A 15,434-nucleotide genomic window follows, 5' to 3' on the forward strand; every position below is an offset into this window, starting at 1 on the left:
CCGCGTCACCTCCTGAAGTGCCGGGTACCCGCGCTCGGCGATTCCATGAGCCGAACATGCGCTCGACATAGGTGAGTTGGCACGGCCGGTCCGGGGTCGTGCCCGGCGGCTCACAGGGCGTATGTGACCCCCGTCAGCCGCTCCGACGCCTCCCACAGCAGCTCGCCGGTCACGTCGTCACGGGTCCTGGGCAGCCGCCAGGCGCGGGCGGGCGCGCCGCGCAGGCCCGGCGCGCGCGGGCCGGTGAAGGAGTCGGGGGCGACACCGGGCGCCGTCGCCGCGTAGAGCGTGGGCAGCGCCCCCCGCTCGGCCGACTGCGCCAGCAGCCGGTTGCCGAAGACGTAGACACGCTCCACGCCCTTGCGGCCCTCCATCAGCGCCCCGCGCGTGTGCAGGTCCGTCGCCGCGTAACCGGGGTGCGCCGCCGCGGCCACGATCCCCGAACCGGCCGCCGCGAGCCGCCGCGACAGCTCGTGCACGAAGAGCAGATTCGCGCTCTTCGACTGGCCGTACGCCGTCCAACGGCGGTACCCGCGGGTCGCGTTGAGGTCGCCGAGACGCACCCCGGCCAGCACGTGCGCCACGCTCGACACCACGACGATCCGGGCCCCGCGGTCCGCCGCCCGCAGCCGTGGCAGCAGCAGGCCCGTCAGCGCGAAGTGCCCCAGGTGGTTCACCCCGAACTGCTTCTCGAAGCCGTCGTAGGTCAGGCCGTACGGCAGTGCCATCACCCCGGCGTTGTTGACCAGCAGGTCCAGCGACGGCTCCTCGTACGCCTCCGCGAACGCCCGCACGCTTTCCAGGTCGGCCAGGTCCAGCGGCCTGAACACCGCCTGTGCGTTGGGCACTTCGGCCTGGAGGCGCTTCAGCGCCGCCGTCGCGCGCTCCGCGTCCCGGCACGCCAGCGTCACGCGGGCGCCGCGGCGGGCCAGTTCCCTGGCCGTGCAGTAACCGATGCCGGTGTTCGCGCCCGTCACCACGGCCGTCCTTCCGGACTGGTCCGGAACGCTCTCCGCCGTCCAGCTCATGACGTCCCCCTCCCTCACACCTGACTACCCGTCAGGGTAGGGCCCTTCGCGGCGTACGGTGCCCCCGTAGGGTCCCGTCCTGGACGGTTCCTCTGCGGTGGGTGGTGGGCCGATCTTTTAAGGGGCGCGGGGAACTGCGCGACCAGCCACCGCGCTCCCGCAGGTCACCACCCGCCCCGGCGGGGCAGTTCGGTTGGTCCCGGACCACCGGCCGGTGGTGGGTAGCCCGCGCAGTTCCCCGCGCCCCTACGGGGCACGAGTCGTGCGCAAGGCCAGCGCGAAAGGGGCCGCCGCCTCACGCGGAGGCGAGGTCCGGGCGCCGGCGGGCGCGGAGGCGCCGGAGCATGCGGGCGTCCTGGAAACCAACGGCGCGGGCCGCGGCTTCGAGCGTGGCCCCCTGCCCGATGAGATGCTCGGCGCGCTCGATGCGCAGCTCCTGTTGGTAGCGGAGCGGCGTGAGCCCGGTGGAGGCGGTGAAGCGCCGCGTGAGGGTGCGCTCGCTGAGCCCGGTGGAGGCGGCGAGGTCGGCGAGGGCGAGGTGGTGGGCGAAGCGGGCGTCGATCAGATCCTGGGCCCGGTGCACGGCGTCGCTGAGGTGCCCGCGGTGCCGGAGCATGGCGCTGGTCTGGAGCTCGTCGCCGTTGCGCCGGGCGTAGACGACCATCTGCCGGGCGACGCGGGCAGCGGCGCCCGGCCCGTGGCGGACGGCGACCAGGTGCAGCGCGAGGTCGATGCCGCTGGCGATCCCGGCGGAGCTGACGACGCGGTCGTCCACGACGTAGAGGACGTCGCGTACGACGGTGGCCCGCGGATAGTCGCGGGCGAGTTCGTCCTGCACGTCGTGGTGGGTGGTGCAGCGGCGGCCGTCGAGCAGCCCGGCCCGGCCGAGCGCGTCCGCCCCCGCGCACACGCTGGCGACGGTGCCGCCGCCCGCGTGGTGCGCGCGCAGCCACTCCAGGGTCGCGGGTGTGAGCGCGCCGTTCTCGTGCAGCGTGTGGGCCCGCCAGCCCGGTACGACGATCAGGTCGTCGGCCGTCAGCGCGGGCGGCTCGGTGGCCGCGCGCAGCGCGACCCCTTGGGCGGTGGGGACGTCTTCCCGCTCGGCGACGTAGTCCAGCCGGTACCCGAGGCCGTAGTCGGCGGCCGTCGAGAACACCTGGGCGGGACCCGCGAGGTCGAGCAGATGCAGGTGGGGCACGAGCAGGAAGACGACCCGGGTCACGATCCGGTCAGCTCCTTGACGGTCGAGACGGTGGCGAAGCGGCCCGCGAGAGCGTACTCGGTGCGCGCGATGATGTCCGCCGGGAGCAGCGTGCGCGGGTCGGCCAGCACCTCGGCGAGCGGGCGGCCCGCCGGCGCGTCGCGGTGCTCGATCGGCTCGGTGGCGGTCGCGTCCACCACGAAGGTGACGTCGTAGCCGAGGTCGGAGGCCAGCCGCGTCGTGGTCTCCACGCACTGCTCGGTGCGGATGCCGCAGGTGATCAGCGAGCGGATGCCGCGCGCGGTGAGGATCTGCTGGAGATTCGTGGTCGTGAAGGCGTTGTGCGCGGTCTTGACGAGCAGCGGCTCGCCCTCGGCGCGGGTCAGCCCGTCGATCAGCCGTACATGGCCGCTCTCCGGGTCGAAGACCGTGTTCGAGCCCGGCTCGGAGTGCAGCACCCAGATCACCGGGTGCCCCTGCTCGCGGGCGTGGTCGACCAGCCGCGCCACCCGCGTGGCCACCTCGGGGTCGGACGCGGCCTGCCAGCTTTCCCGCTGCCGGAAGGACTCCTGGACGTCGATGACGATGAGCGCGGTCGCGCTCGCGGGGTTCGTGTTGTCAGCCATGACTCGATCGTGCCTCCGGCGCGGGCCCGCGGGTAGACCCGATCATGCCCCGCTGCGGAACGATCCGGTCACGCGGCGGGGCACCGGGGTACGCCCCCGCGTCGGACTCGCCCGCGGACCGCCCGACGCCGCCCCGCCCCTCGACATCGCCGCGTTCGGCGAGCGGGCGGTGTCTCGACGACGACGCGGTGGCGGTGCCGGTGCATCACGTCGTCGAGGAGTAGCCGCCCGCTCGCCCGGCTCTCAACTCACCGTGCAGGCGGTGCCGTTGAGAGTGAAGCCGGTCGGCTTCGGGTTACTGCCCGACCAGTTGGCGTTGAAGCCGAAGTCCACCGTGCCGCCCGCCGCGATCGTCCCGTTGTAGGACAGATTCGTGGCCGTCGCCGCGGTGCCGCTCTGGGTGACCGTCGCGTTCCACGCCTGCGTGACCGTCTGGCCCGGCGCGAAAGTCCACTTCAGCGTCCAGCCGTTGACCGGCGCGGAGCCGTTGTTCTTCACCGTCAGATTCGCGGTGAAGCCGGTGTTCCACTGATTGACCCCGTATGTCACCGCGCAGCCGCCACCGCCGGGCGGTGTGGTGGGCGGAGTGGTCGGGGGCGTGGTGGGCGGTGTGGTCGGCGGTGTGGTGGTCGTGCTGCCGCCGAGCGCCGTACGCACCGCGGTGTAGGCGGGCTTGGGCTGGTAGTTGTCGTCGTACAGCAGAGCCGCGCCCTGGCCGGGGAAGACGCCCGGGATCCACGAGGTCGCGTCGGAGACGCCCCACACCGTGATGCCCACACAACGCGACACGCCCAGGCAGGCGTTGACCACCGAGGTGTAGTCATTGGCCTGCTGCTGGAGCCTGGCGGCGTCCGACGGGGTCTGCATCCGGATGTCCAGCTCGGTGATGGCCACGTCCACGCCGAGGTCGGCGAAGCGCTGGAGGTTGGCCTTGAAGGTCGACGGCACCTGGCCGAGGATCAGGTGCGCCTGGAAGCCGACGCCGTCGATCGGAACGCCCTGCTGCTTCAGCGACTTGACCAGGTTGTACATGCCGTCGCTCTTGGGGCCCGTGCCCTCGACGTTGTAGTCGTTGAGGTAGAGCTTGGCGCCCGGGTCGGCGGCGCGGGCGGCCGTGAACGCGTCCGCGATGTACGACGAGCCGAGCTGGTTGTACCAGAGGTCCTGGCGGAAGGTGCCGTCCTCGTTGAACGGCTCGTTGACCACGTCCCAGTGGACGACCTTGCCCTTGTAGTGCGTGGCCTCGTCGGTGACGTGCTTGATCAGGATGTTGTGCAGCTCGGTGTTGCTGAAGCTGCCGGAGGTCAGCCAGTTGGGGAGCTGGCTGTGCCACACCAGATTGTGGCCGCGGACCTGCATGTTGTGCGCCTGCGCGAAGTTGACGATCGAGTCGCCCGGCGCCCAGTTGTACGTGCCGCGGCTCGGCTCGACGGTGTCCCACTTCATCTCGTTGCCGGGAGTGACCATGCCGAACTGGGCGCCCGCGATGGGCCCGCTGGCACCCGTGGCCTCGCTCGCGGTCAGGGCGGTGCCCATGTAGATGCCCTTGGCCGCGGCCAGGTCGCGCAGCGGCGGGTCCGCGGCGTGCGCCGACGGCACGGTGACGGCGATCAGCGCCGCCGTCGCCGCCAGCAGCGCCGCGCCGGATCCGCCGATGGCGGATCTGAGGGCTCGCTTGGAGAACATGTGTGAATACCTCTTCCAAGTGGGGGATTGGAGCAGGCAGTTCGGTACGCGTGGTTGCGAGCGATGCGCGTGGGACGAGGGAGGAACACATCGAATGTTTCGATACGAATTCCGACTGCGGCGCAGACCCTACGGGCACCCCACCCGGCCGTCAACACCCCCGGCAATCACCGCACTTCGGACGGGGCGGTGCGCGTACGCCTCGGCGGGCGTGCGGGCGTGCGGCCTCGCGGGTGGGTGAGCGCGCGGGGGCGCGAGGACGCCTAGGCGGGGGACTGCGTGCTGCTGCGCTCCACCAGCCGGGTCGCCAGATCCACCCGCAGGGTGCTCGGCTGCTTGCCGCGGCTCAGGTCGAGCACCAGCCGGGCGGCGGCCTCCGCCATCTCGGTCAGCGGCTGCCTGACCGTGGTCAGCGGCGGGCTGATCCAGCGCGACAGCGGCAGGTCGTCGAAGCCGATCACGCTCACGTCGCCCGGAATGCTCAACCCCAGTTCGCGCGCCGCCTCGTACAGTCCGAGCGCCTGGAGGTCGTTGCCGGTGAAGACGGCGGTGGGCCGCTCCGGCAGCCGCAGCAGCTCGAGTCCCGCGGTGTAACCGGCCTCGTGGTGGAAGTCGCCCGCCCTGACCAGCGCCGGGTCGAAGGCGACCCCCGCGGTCTCCAGCGCGGCGCGGTACCCGTCGATCCTGGCCCGGCTGCACATCATCCCCGCCGGGCCGCCGATCACACCGATCCGCCGGTGCCCCAGCTCCAGCAGGTGCCGGGTGGCGGCCACCCCGCCCTGCCAGTTGGTCGCCCCGATCGCGGGCACGTCCTCGCCGGGGTCGCCCGCCGGGTCCATCACCACGAACGGGATGTCCCGGCTGGTGAGCTGCGCCCGCTGGGCCGGGTCGAGCCCGGACAGTACGAGGATGACGCCGGTCGGACGCCGGGCCAGCACCCCGTCCACCCACGTCTGACCGGGGCTCAGGCGGCCCGCCGACTCCGAGAGCACCACGCTCAGGCCCTCGACCCGCGCCACGTTCTCCACACCCCGGATGACCTCCATCGCCCACGCGCTCTCCAGCTCGTGGAAGACCAGGTCGAGCAGCGGCGCGGGCTGCGCGTTGCCGCGCCGCCGCTGGTAGCCGTGGAGGCGCAGCAGCTCCTCCACCCTGCTCCGCGTGGCGGGCGCGACATCGCCGCGGCCGTTGAGCACCTTCGAAACAGTCGGAGCCGAGACGCCCGCGGCCCGGGCGATCTCGGCGAGGGTGGCCGCGCCGGCGCTGCCGCCCGCGTTTCCGCCCGCGCTCGCGCGGCCCGCCGCTCCCGCCGCGCCGTTCGACGGCGTGTCGGGCTGGTCGGCTGTCCTGGACGGTACGTCTGCGGCGCTCATGCCTGCGATCGTAGCCCGCCGCCGCCCCATCCGTCCGACCCCGGGGTGCCCCCTGTTTTCCCGGCAACGATCGGTAACCGACTCGAATCATTCTCCGTGTGGTCCCTCACCGCTTGCCTGTGCCCCTCGGGGCGCGGGGAGCCGCACGGCCAGCCGTGACGCCCGCGCGGCCGGAAACGGGGGTGGCATGGCCGATTCCGGGCGGGCGGCAGGGGGAGGGAGGGTGCGACGGTGACGGGATGAGCTTCTTCCAGGACGTGCCAGAACCGCCGACCGTGCCGGAGCCGGAGCCCCGGCCGCGTCCCCCGTGGGAACGGTCCGTCTACGTGCTTCCCGCGTCGGTGCCGGGTGACGTGGTGCTGCTGCGCTCGGACCGGGCGGCGGTCTGGATCGGCGGGCTGCGGGCGTACCCCAACGGTTTCGTATTCCACCTGCGCGCGGTCCTGCGAAGGACCCCGGCCAACGGAGCCTGGTTGGGCAATCCCCTCGACGGCCGGTCCAACCCGCTGCGTCCGCCCGAGCCGCAGAGCAATCTGCGGCTCGGCCTGCGGTACGCGGACGGCCGACGGGTCGCGACGCAGGGCGGGATGCCGGTGCCCTGGCCGGGCGACGACGACACGGAGGCGATCCGCCTGATCAGCCAGGGCGGCGGCGGCAGCGGTCTGACATGGGAGGCGAGCTTCTGGACGTATCCGCTGCCGCCGGACGGCCCGGTGACCGTCTTCACCTCGTGGCTCGACGCCGGGGTGCGTGAAGCGTCGGTGGAACTGGACGGCGCGGCGATCCGGGCGGCGGGCGGCCGGGCGGTCCGCCTGTGGCCGCAGGACGAGGACCCCGAGGACGAGGACGGCTACAGCTACGTGACGAGGACGCTGACGGTCGGCGACGCCGAAGCGGACGGGGACGGGGACGGGGACGGGGATCCCGAGGCCGCACCCGAGGCCGCACCCGGCACCGTACCGGGCGCGTAACCGGACGCTCATGGGGCCGAGACCGTCACCGACGGCTCGTGCCGCACCGGGAAGTTCACCGAGTTGGCGATGAAGCACAGCCGCTGGGCCTCCTCGTGGAGGGCCTGGGCGGCGGCGGCCATCGCGGGGGAGGCGACCTCGACGGCGGGCCGGAGCACGGCTTCGGTGAAGTGGCCGCCGCCGTCGCCGGTCTCCCGCATCGTGCCGGTCGCGTGGTCGGTGTAGCCGGTGACGACCACGCCGTTGACGGCGCAGACGTGGAGGTACGACAGCAGGTGGCACTGGGAGAGCGCGGCGAGGAGCAACTGCTCGGGGTTCCAGCGGCCGGCGTCACCGCGGAAGGCGCGGTCGGCGGAGCCGGAGATGGCGGGGAGTCCGGCCGCGGTGACCTCGTGCGTACGGTCGTAGTCGCGGTAGGAGCTGGTGCCCGTGCCGCGGTTGCCGGTCCAGACGACCTCGGTCTCGTAGGAGTGCTGACGGGCTGACGGCATGGCTCGATGTCCCTTCGGGTCGCTCAGTCGGTGAATCGGGCGCCGCAGGTGTCCAGAACGTGGCGGCGGGCCGCCTCGGCCGCCTCGCGGGCCCGGCCCCCGGTGATCGCGGCCAGCAGCTCCCGGTGCTGGGCGTTGACCTGGGCGGGCCGGTGGGGCGGGTCGAGTGAGGCGCGGGTGGAGACGAGGATCTGGTCCCACAGCCGGTCGAGCGAGGCGAGCGCCACGGGGTTCGCGGCGAGTACGGCGATCCGGCCGTGGAAGCGGCGGTTGTGGGCGACGGCCTCGGCGAGGCGCCCGGCCAGCGTGGCCTCTTCCGTACGGTCCGCCTCGCGGACCAGCTCGGCCAGGTCGGCAGGGGCGATCCGGCCCTCGGCCTGGCGCCCGGCGGCCAGCTCGGCGGTGAGCGCCTCCAGGGCGGCCCGCACCTGGTAGGCGTGGCGCAGCGCCTCCGCGTCCAGCGCGACCACCCGCACACCGCGCCCCGCCGAGTGGACCAGCCCGTCGGCGACCAGCGCGCGGAACGCCTCGCGCACCGGCGTCCTGCTCATCTCCAGCGACAGCGCGACCTCGGTCTCGGTGAGCCGCTGGCCCGGCGCGTAGGCACCGTCCAGGATCAGGTCACGCAGCCGCGCGCGGGCGGCATCGGTCTGCTGCACCCGGCCGAGGCTAGCCTCTGTATGCATTGCATGCAATGCATACAGAGGGCCGGGGCGTACTTCTCCGCCCGGACCCGCAGCGGCCCCGCCGCGACCCGGTCCAGCGCCTCTTCCCAGTTCGCGGGCGCCGACTCGCCGTCCGCGCCCCGTACCAGCGGCCCGGTCAGCCGCACCGCCGTGGACAGCACCTCGGTCGAGGCGCGGCCCTTGCCGCACCACGCCCCCCCCGGTCAAGGCGCGGCCCTCCCCGGTTCACCGGGAACGCCGTCCGCTCCACCACCTCCGGCCCGTCCGCCTCAGCGCACGGCCCCGCCCGCGGTGAGGGCGCGTGCGACCCCCGGCTCGCGCGGCCCCAGGAAGTGCGGGTTCGGGCGAATCACCACGTCCGCCGCCGCCTTGCCCGCGGCCAGCAACTCCCGTACGCCGCCCGCGTACCAGGTGGCGTCGTGCGGCTCGTCGACGGCGATCCCGTAGGCGTCGATCCCGGCGGCCTCGCAGAGCGCCAGGGCCCTGCGTATGTGGAAGTCCTGGCTGACCAGGACGGCCCGGTCGACCCCGAAGACGCGCTTGGCGCGGCTGCACGAGTCCCAGGTGTCGAAGCCCGCGTAGTCCAGGACGACCTTGTCGGCGGGCACGCCGTGCGCGGCCAGGTAGGTGCGCATGGCACCCGGCTCGTTGTACGACGTACGGCTGTTGTCGCCGGTGACCAGCACCACGCGTATCCGGCCCGTCCGGTACAGCGTCGCCGCCGCGTCCAGCCGGTGCGCCAGATACGGCGACGGCTTACCGTCCCAGAGCCCGGCGCCGAAGACCACGGCCACCGGCTCCTTCGGCACGTCGGCAAGCGTCCGGACGCGCCCGCCGTCGGCCAGCCGCAGCCACGTCGCGGGCAGCAGCGCCAGCACGCACACGGCCACGCTCCACCGCAGCAGCCGCCGCCACCCCCGCCGCGTGCGCGGCAACCGCGCCCATGACGGCTTCCACCCCCGGACCCGCGCCCCCCACGTCCGCGCCCACGTCATACCGTCCACCCCCTGACCCGCCATCGCACCCGCCCCTCGCCGACCCGTGCCCCCTCCGTGACCGACGCCGGACACCCCCGCCCGGTTGCGTCATGGATCACAGTAGGACCCACCACTGACAACGCCCCCGGAGCGCCCGCGTGACCGACCCCCGCCTCCCCTTCTTCCTCTACGGCACGCTGCTGCCCGGCGGGCGCAACCACGGCGTGCTGCGCGGCCGGGCCCTGACCTGGACACCGGCCGAACTGCCCGGCGCGCTGCTCTTCCACGGCCCCGGCTACCCGTACGCCGTCCCCGACCCGGCGGGCGAGGGCGTCGTCCACGGGGCGCTGACGGCGGTCGGCCCCGAGGGGTACGCGGACGTCCTCGCCGACCTCGACCGGCTGGAGGAGTACGCGCCGGGCGCCCCCGCCAACCTCTACGAGCGCCGCCGTACGTACGTGCGCACGGCGGGCGGACCGACCCCCGCCTGGGTGTACTTCGCGGCCGACCGCACCGCCCGTGAGCTGCTGCTCTCCGGCGAGCGGGTCTCCGGCGGAAGGTGGCCTCACAGCGGACCCGCGGCCGGGTGAGAGCACCGAAACCGGCTCTCGCGCCCGCGCGAACGACGAGGCAATCCGGCGCGCGCCTCGTACTTCACCGCACCCGGCCGCTTCGCCGCGCAGACCTCGGCCGCCGCGCCCTGGATCGCCGCGGCCCCGCTCGGCGCGCACGACGTGATGGCCGAGCTCGTACTGCGCCGGTACGACGAAGCCCTCCGGTACGACGAAACGCTCCTGGGCGCCGACGCCCGCCGTCGGGGCAGGTCAGCGCGGGCCCCGGCGGCCCGGCCGCCGGTCGCGCGCCCGGTCCGCCACCCGCGCGTACGCCGCCGGTCACCGGGGCCGGTTACCGTCACGGGTATGGAAGAGAAGGACCGGTCACAGCGGGCGGCATCCGCGCACCTGGGCCCGTACGAGCGGTACGGGCCCTACGGCGAGGCCGATATGGAGCGGTATGTCGCGGAACCGGACAAGAGGCCGGGCCGTACGGCGTTCCAGCGCGACCGGGCGCGGGTGCTGCACTCGGCGGCGCTGCGCAGGCTGGCCGGGAAGACGCAGGTCGTGGACCCGGGCGTCAACAGCGCGGCGGCGATCGACACCAGCCCGCGCACCCGGCTGACGCACTCGCTGGAGTGCGCGCAGGTCGGCAGGGAACTGGGCGCGGCGCTCGGCTGCGACCCCGACCTGGTGGAGACGGCGTGTCTGGCGCACGACCTCGGGCACCCGCCGTTCGGGCACAACGGCGAGCTGGTCCTGGCCGAATTCGCCGAGGACTGCGGCGGGTTCGAGGGCAACGCGCAGAGCCTGCGGCTGCTGACCCGGATCGAGCCGAAGAAATTCGTGCCGGACCCGGCGGGCGGCGACGCGCTGGTCAGCGTCGGCCTCAATCTCACCCGCGCCGCGCTGGACGCGGCGACCAAGTACCCGTGGGCGCGCGGCGGCCACCCCACCACGCCCGGCAGCCCCAAATTCGGCGCGTACGAGGACGACCTGCCGGTCTTCGGCTGGCTGCGGAAGGACGCGCCCGACGGCCGCCAGTGCTTCGAGGCGCAGGTCATGGACTGGGCCGACGACGTCGCGTATTCGGTGCACGACGTGGAGGACGGCCTCCAGGCCGGGCACATCGACCCCGGCGCGCTGACCTCCGCCGCCGAGCGCGCCGAGGTGTTCGGCTGCGCCGCCGCCCGCTATGTGCCGCCCGGCACCGACCCGGCCGAGCTGGCCGCGGCCCTCGACCGGCTCCTCGACCAACCCTGGTGGCCGCACGGCTACGACGGCACCGCCCTCGCCCAGGCGCGGCTCAAGGACGCCGCCTCCCAGCTCATCGGCCGCTTCTGCCTGGCGGCCGAGAGCGCCACCCGCGAGCGCTACGGCACCGGCCGCCTCACCCGCTACCGCGCGGAGCTCGTCGTGCCGCGCGAGCAGCGGCTCGAATGCGCCGTTCTCAAGGCGGTCGCCGACCGGTACGTCATGCAGCGCGCCGCGCAGGCCAAGCGCCGGGCCGAGCAGCGCGTGGTGATCGGCGAGCTGGCGCAGCGGCTGCTGGAGCGGGCCCCCGAGGGCCTTGACCCGCAGTTCCGCGGGATCTTCGACGCCGCCCCCGACGACCGCGCCCGCCGCCGCGCCGTCGTCGACCAGATCGCCTCCCTCACCGACGCGGCGGCCACCGCCCTGCACGCCCGGCTGCACGCGTAACCGCCGGAAACGGGGCGTCCGGTACGCCGGGATACCCGCCCGGCATATGGCCGGATGCTCACTGGGCAGAAGAAGCACGAGGGGAAGGACGGCGCGGCGCTCTTCCGGACGGCCCTGACGTGCGGGACGCTCGTATGTACGCACAAGCAGGACGCACGAGCACGACGCGCCCTTAGCCGCACCGCACGACGCACGAACAGAACGCACAAGCACCACGCACAAGCACCACGCACGCAACACCGCACGACACGTACACGTACGCTCGCACACGTACCGATCGCCGACCCGCCTGGAGGGCCACCGTGGTGGACGCACACGAAACCTTCGTGATCGTCGGAGCAGGGCTCGCCGGGGCGAAGGCGGCCGAAACGCTCCGGGCCGAGGGTTTCACCGGCCGGGTGATACTGATCGGCGACGAGCGCGACCACCCCTATGAACGCCCGCCCCTGTCCAAGGGCTATCTGACCGGCGCCGACGAGCGCGACTCGGTCTTCGTGCAGAACACCTCCTGGTACGCCGAGCACGACATCGAGCTGCACCTGGGCCAGCCGGTCGTGCACCTGGACCCGGCCGCCAAATTCGTCCGCCTCGGCGACGGCACGACCCTGATGTACGACAAGCTGCTGCTCGCCACCGGCTCCGAGCCGCGCCGCTTGGACATCCCGGGCACCGACCTGGCCGGGGTGCACCACCTGCGCAGGCTCGCGCACGCCGACCGGCTCAAGCACGTGCTGACCAGCCTCGGCCGGGAGAACGGCCACCTGGTGGTGGCGGGCGCGGGCTGGATCGGCCTGGAGGTCGCCGCCGCGGCCCGCGGCTACGGCGCCGAGGTCACCGTCGTGGAGTCCGCGCCGACCCCGCTGCACTCGGTGCTCGGCCCCGAACTGGGCGCGGTCTTCACCGACCTGCACGCCGAGCACGGCGTCCGCTTCCACTTCGGCGCCCGGCTCACCGAGATCACCGGCCAGGACGGCATGGTGCTCGCCGCCCTCACCGATGACGGCGAGGAGCACCCGGCGCACGACGTGCTCGCCGCGATCGGCGCCGCCCCGCGCACCGCGCTGGCCGAGAGCGCGGGACTCGACCTGGTCGACCCGGCCGAGGGCGGCGGCATCGCCGTGGACGCCTCGCTGCGCACCTCGAACCCCGACATCTTCGCCGCGGGCGACGTCGCCAACGCCGAACACCCGCTGCTCGGCGGCAGGTTGCGCGTCGAGCACTGGGCGAACGCGCTGAACGGCGGCCCCGCCGCGGCCCGCGCCATGCTCGGCCGGCCGGTGTCGTACGACCGGGTTCCGTACTTCTTCTCCGACCAGTACGACCTGGGCATGGAGTTCTCGGGGAACGCGGCGCCCGGCTCGTACGACCAGGTGGTGTGCCGCGGCGATGTGGGCAAGCGGCAGTTCATCGCCTTCTGGCTGAACGAGGGGCGGGTGCTGGCGGGGATGAACGTCAATGTGTGGGACGTCACCGAGCCGATCCAGCAGCTCATCCGCTCCGGCCGCGCGGTCGACCCCGAGCGGCTGTCCGACCCGGCGGTGCCACTAACCTCGTTCCTGGACTGACCAGGAGCTTCCTTCCTGGACCGGCCGGACCGACCAGGAAGGGACACCCCGCCGTGCCCGTCACCCGTACCGCCGTCGTGCCCGTCGAGGAGATCTTCGCCCTGCGCTGGGCGGTGCTGCGGACCGGCCTGCCGCGCGAGACCGCCGTCTATCCGGAGGACTCGCGCGACGGCACGTTCCACATCGCCGCCTACGACGAGGAAGGCGCGGTACGGGGCTGCGCCACCTTCTTCCCCGAGCCGCTGTCGGGGGACGACGCCCTCGCGGACGCGGATACGGCCGGGGCGTCCGCGTACCGCTTCCGCGGCATGGGCAGCGCGCCCGAGGTCCGCGGCCAGGGGTTCGGCGGCGCGGCCCTGATCGCGGGCCTGCGCGAGGCCGCGGCCCGCGGCGCCGAACTGGCCTGGTGCAACGGCCGTACGTCCGCCGCCGGTTTCTACGAGCACTTCGGCTTCACGGCGATCGGCGAGGAATTCGTCGTGGAACCGATCGGCCCGCACTACGTGTTCGTCACCAAGGACCTCGCGCGGGGTCCCGCGTAGGCCGACGCCCAGCGCCTCTCCGCCTGTTGCCGAACGCTACTTCGACAGGTAGAAGGCCAGCAGCCCCGACGCGTCCATGTCCAGCGCCGGCTCCGAGCTCTGCCACGACCGCACGTCGTCCACGTACCGGCTGCCGCGCCCGTTGAAGGCGCTGTACGGGTCCGCGCCGCCGGGCGGGCACGGCCGCATGCCGTCCAGGTAGTCGCCGAGGCCGTCGCTGAACTGCTCAGCGCCGTTGGGCCCGTTGACGATCGCACCCACCTCCAGCGGTCGTGAACCGGTCAGGCTCCCCGCGAGGTTGCCCAACTCGCCCGCCGTGCAGCGCGGGAAGGTCTGCCCCTGGCCGACCATGAAGGACGTGCCCCAGGCGTTCGCCCCCAGCAGCCAGTCGAGTTGCTGCACCGCGAAGCGGTCGAACGAGGTGTCGCCGGTCACCGAGCGGTACAGCCGCGTGGTGGCCGCGAGACCCAGCGTGTGCGAGTCCGCGTCGAAGTCGTCGTAGACCGCGCCCGCGTGGAACGGGTCGGCCGCCGCCCGCCGTTGCCCGGAGGCGATCTGGCCCTTCACGTAACCGACCAGGTCGGCGTACGTCACCGCGAGGCCGCGCGGGTGCCCGGCCGCCCTGATCGCCCGCGCCAGGTCGAGGTCGGCGAGCGCGCTGGTGTCGTACATGTTCAGCGTGTCCGCGCCCGCCTCGCTCTGGTGCGCCTTCGCCCAACTCGCCGCCTGCTTCAGCCAGTCCGCGCCGCGCCGGTCGTGCAGCCGCTGCGCCGCCAGCGCCAACTCGGCCCCGCCGAAGGCCAGATCGTCCTTCCAGCTCGTCTCGGGGTAGTAGCCGTACGGCACGGTGGTGACGAGCGTGCCAGGGCGGGTGTCGGCCAGGCCGTAGATCTGCGCCGCGGTGTTGAGATACGCGCGGGCCTTGGCGGGCGCGGTGGCCGCGTACCGCTGGGCGGCGAGCGCGAAGTCGGCGGCGAGCCGGCCCGCCTGGTTGGGGCTGAGCTTCGCGCCGGGGGCGCCCGCCCTGAACACCGGGCGGTTCTTCAGGAACGGGTGCGCGGAGTCCTTGTCGTCCTTCTCCGGCAGCCGCCACACGTCGTGGTCGCCGACGACGCTGCCGCTGTCCGTACCGGAGCCGAGGCCGACCTGGATGTACAGCGTCTTCGTTGTGCCGTCCCACATCTTGTCGAGCCAGTCCAGGCCGTGCTGCGCCTCGCCGCCGAGGGCCGAGGCGGGGCCCGCGCCGGTCTGCCGGGCGGCGATCTGGAGCGCGGCGACGGCGTACGAGGTGGTCTCGGTGAACTTCAGGTAGTCGCCCGCGTCGAACCAGCCGCCGGAGACGTCCACCGGGGCCGCGCCCGCGATCTTCTTCGGGGCGGCCTTGATCGTGTCGCCGTCGGGGTCGGTGAACGACGGCCACGCGTAGACGGCGGCGTGCGCGTCGTTGAGATGCGACGGCTTGCGCCGCAGCTGCCCGGGGATCGTCCTCGCGCCGTCGCGCTGGGCCTGGAAGAAGGCGGTGGCGTCGGCGGCGGGACGGCCGAAGACGGCCTTCGCCGAGCCGATGGTGAAGGCGGGGGAGGAGGCGGTGGCGGTGCCGCCGACCACCAGCCGGTAGGTGCCGGGCGTGCGCACCGCGCTGAAGTCGATCAGGTAGACGGCCGGATACGCGCTGTTCCAGCGGCCCAGGTTCGCCCCCGTGCTGCCGTGCGCGACGACCCGGCCGCCGCGCCCGACCAGCTTCCACGACGCCTCGCCGACCGCGCTCTTGGCCAGCAGGAACGCTTCTTTGGCGCCGCTTCCCGCGTAGCCGACCTGGTTCACCCGGACCTCGCCGGTGGTCGCGGCCTGGGCGGTGTCCGCGCCGCCCGCCAGCGACAGCGCCGCCAGCACGGCGGTCGCGGTGACAGCCGTCGCCGCGGCGGTGGTCCATCTGCGGAGCGGCCTTCTGCGAAGCTCGGGCATGCGGCTGTGTCTCCCCACGACTTCGGAACCCCAATAGGAAAGGTTCCTAACGATTGGCGAAGCTAGTC

Annotated in this window: 14 protein-coding genes and 1 pseudogene; 5 read left to right on the plus strand and 10 right to left on the minus strand. The window is 73.5% G+C overall.

The annotated features are described in order from the left end of the window. Window positions 1-110: 110 nt before the first annotated feature. The 5 genes from ABZX65_RS26150 to ABZX65_RS26170 all read right to left on the minus strand — a co-directional run bounded on the left by ABZX65_RS26150 (window position 111) and on the right by ABZX65_RS26170 (window position 5,914). The gene (locus ABZX65_RS26150; RefSeq protein ID WP_355344683.1) at window positions 111-1,028 is read right to left on the minus strand and encodes an oxidoreductase; all 918 of its coding nucleotides are present in this window, start codon (window positions 1,026-1,028) and stop codon (window positions 111-113) included. 295 nt (window positions 1,029-1,323) lie between these two features. Beyond that, on the minus strand, window positions 1,324-2,250 hold the full coding sequence (locus ABZX65_RS26155) for a DJ-1/PfpI family protein (RefSeq protein WP_355344686.1): 927 nt from the start codon (window positions 2,248-2,250) through the stop codon (window positions 1,324-1,326). Beyond that, window positions 2,247-2,855, minus strand: a complete 609-nt coding sequence (locus tag ABZX65_RS26160; RefSeq protein WP_355344689.1) for an isochorismatase family protein — start codon at window positions 2,853-2,855, stop codon at window positions 2,247-2,249. The genes ABZX65_RS26155 and ABZX65_RS26160 overlap by 4 nt, the downstream gene beginning before the upstream one ends. 243 nt (window positions 2,856-3,098) lie before the next feature. After that, entirely contained in the window at window positions 3,099-4,541 is a 1,443-nt protein-coding gene (locus tag ABZX65_RS26165) for an endo-1,4-beta-xylanase (protein ID WP_355344692.1), read from the minus strand. Between the two features lie 263 nt (window positions 4,542-4,804). After that, the gene (locus ABZX65_RS26170) at window positions 4,805-5,914 is read right to left on the minus strand and encodes a LacI family DNA-binding transcriptional regulator (RefSeq protein ID WP_355344695.1); all 1,110 of its coding nucleotides are present in this window, start codon (window positions 5,912-5,914) and stop codon (window positions 4,805-4,807) included. A 239-nt stretch (window positions 5,915-6,153) separates the two neighbouring features. On the opposite strand from ABZX65_RS26170, the gene ABZX65_RS26175 reads away from it, so the two are divergent. Then, window positions 6,154-6,885: a hypothetical protein gene (locus tag ABZX65_RS26175; RefSeq protein WP_355344698.1), complete on the plus strand. Its 732-nt coding sequence runs from the start codon at window positions 6,154-6,156 to the stop codon at window positions 6,883-6,885. Window positions 6,886-6,893: 8 nt separating this feature from the next. Here ABZX65_RS26175 and ABZX65_RS26180 read toward each other — a convergent pair whose 3' ends face one another. The 4 genes and pseudogenes from ABZX65_RS26180 to ABZX65_RS26195 all read right to left on the minus strand — a co-directional run bounded on the left by ABZX65_RS26180 (window position 6,894) and on the right by ABZX65_RS26195 (window position 9,057). Next, the gene (locus tag ABZX65_RS26180; protein ID WP_355344704.1) at window positions 6,894-7,376 is read right to left on the minus strand and encodes an OsmC family protein; all 483 of its coding nucleotides are present in this window, start codon (window positions 7,374-7,376) and stop codon (window positions 6,894-6,896) included. A gap of 23 nt (window positions 7,377-7,399) precedes the next feature. Then, window positions 7,400-8,035: a GntR family transcriptional regulator gene (locus tag ABZX65_RS26185; RefSeq protein WP_355344707.1), complete on the minus strand. Its 636-nt coding sequence runs from the start codon at window positions 8,033-8,035 to the stop codon at window positions 7,400-7,402. A gap of 83 nt (window positions 8,036-8,118) precedes the next feature. After that, window positions 8,119-8,318 (minus strand): annotated as a pseudogene (locus ABZX65_RS26190) (hypothetical protein); the annotation flags it as partial. Between the two features lie 13 nt (window positions 8,319-8,331). Beyond that, complete coding sequence (locus tag ABZX65_RS26195; RefSeq protein WP_355344852.1) at window positions 8,332-9,057, minus strand: ElyC/SanA/YdcF family protein; 726 nt, start codon at window positions 9,055-9,057, stop codon at window positions 8,332-8,334. A 140-nt stretch (window positions 9,058-9,197) separates the two neighbouring features. Between ABZX65_RS26195 and ABZX65_RS26200 the strand changes: the two genes are divergently transcribed. The 4 genes from ABZX65_RS26200 (at window position 9,198) to ABZX65_RS26215 (ending at window position 13,401) form a co-directional block, all read left to right on the plus strand. Then, window positions 9,198-9,629: a gamma-glutamylcyclotransferase family protein gene (locus tag ABZX65_RS26200; RefSeq protein ID WP_355344710.1), complete on the plus strand. Its 432-nt coding sequence runs from the start codon at window positions 9,198-9,200 to the stop codon at window positions 9,627-9,629. 330 nt (window positions 9,630-9,959) lie between these two features. Beyond that, window positions 9,960-11,294, plus strand: coding sequence for a deoxyguanosinetriphosphate triphosphohydrolase (locus tag ABZX65_RS26205; RefSeq protein ID WP_355344713.1), 1,335 nt, complete (start codon window positions 9,960-9,962; stop codon window positions 11,292-11,294). A gap of 302 nt (window positions 11,295-11,596) precedes the next feature. Beyond that, complete coding sequence (locus ABZX65_RS26210; protein ID WP_355344716.1) at window positions 11,597-12,859, plus strand: FAD-dependent oxidoreductase; 1,263 nt, start codon at window positions 11,597-11,599, stop codon at window positions 12,857-12,859. A gap of 53 nt (window positions 12,860-12,912) precedes the next feature. Further along, window positions 12,913-13,401 carry a GNAT family N-acetyltransferase gene (locus tag ABZX65_RS26215; protein WP_355344719.1) on the plus strand — a complete coding sequence of 163 codons (489 nt, stop codon included), beginning with the start codon at window positions 12,913-12,915 and terminating at the stop codon, window positions 13,399-13,401. Window positions 13,402-13,437: 36 nt separating this feature from the next. On the opposite strand, the gene ABZX65_RS26220 is transcribed toward ABZX65_RS26215, so the two are convergent. Next, a complete protein-coding gene (locus tag ABZX65_RS26220) occupies window positions 13,438-15,366 on the minus strand; it encodes a glycoside hydrolase family 9 protein (RefSeq protein ID WP_355344722.1) in 1,929 nt (642 codons plus the stop codon). Window positions 15,367-15,434: the final 68 nt, after the last annotated feature.

It is taken from the genome of Streptomyces sp. NPDC003300, from assembly GCF_040610915.1.
Classification (GTDB): domain Bacteria; phylum Actinomycetota; class Actinomycetes; order Streptomycetales; family Streptomycetaceae; genus Actinacidiphila.

Coding starts and splice junctions, on each gene's coding strand:
- ABZX65_RS26220 (WP_355344722.1), bottom strand. CDS start 15,366: ATGCCCGAGCTTCGCAGAAGGCCGCTCCGCAGATGGACCACCGCCGCG.
- ABZX65_RS26180 (WP_355344704.1), bottom strand. CDS start 7,376: ATGCCGTCAGCCCGTCAGCACTCCTACGAGACCGAGGTCGTCTGGACC.
- ABZX65_RS26160 (WP_355344689.1), bottom strand. CDS start 2,855: ATGGCTGACAACACGAACCCCGCGAGCGCGACCGCGCTCATCGTCATC.
- ABZX65_RS26175 (WP_355344698.1), top strand. CDS start 6,154: ATGAGCTTCTTCCAGGACGTGCCAGAACCGCCGACCGTGCCGGAGCCG.
- ABZX65_RS26170 (WP_355344695.1), bottom strand. CDS start 5,914: ATGAGCGCCGCAGACGTACCGTCCAGGACAGCCGACCAGCCCGACACG.
- ABZX65_RS26150 (WP_355344683.1), bottom strand. CDS start 1,028: ATGAGCTGGACGGCGGAGAGCGTTCCGGACCAGTCCGGAAGGACGGCC.
- ABZX65_RS26195 (WP_355344852.1), bottom strand. CDS start 9,057: ATGACGTGGGCGCGGACGTGGGGGGCGCGGGTCCGGGGGTGGAAGCCG.
- ABZX65_RS26165 (WP_355344692.1), bottom strand. CDS start 4,541: ATGTTCTCCAAGCGAGCCCTCAGATCCGCCATCGGCGGATCCGGCGCG.
- ABZX65_RS26205 (WP_355344713.1), top strand. CDS start 9,960: ATGGAAGAGAAGGACCGGTCACAGCGGGCGGCATCCGCGCACCTGGGC.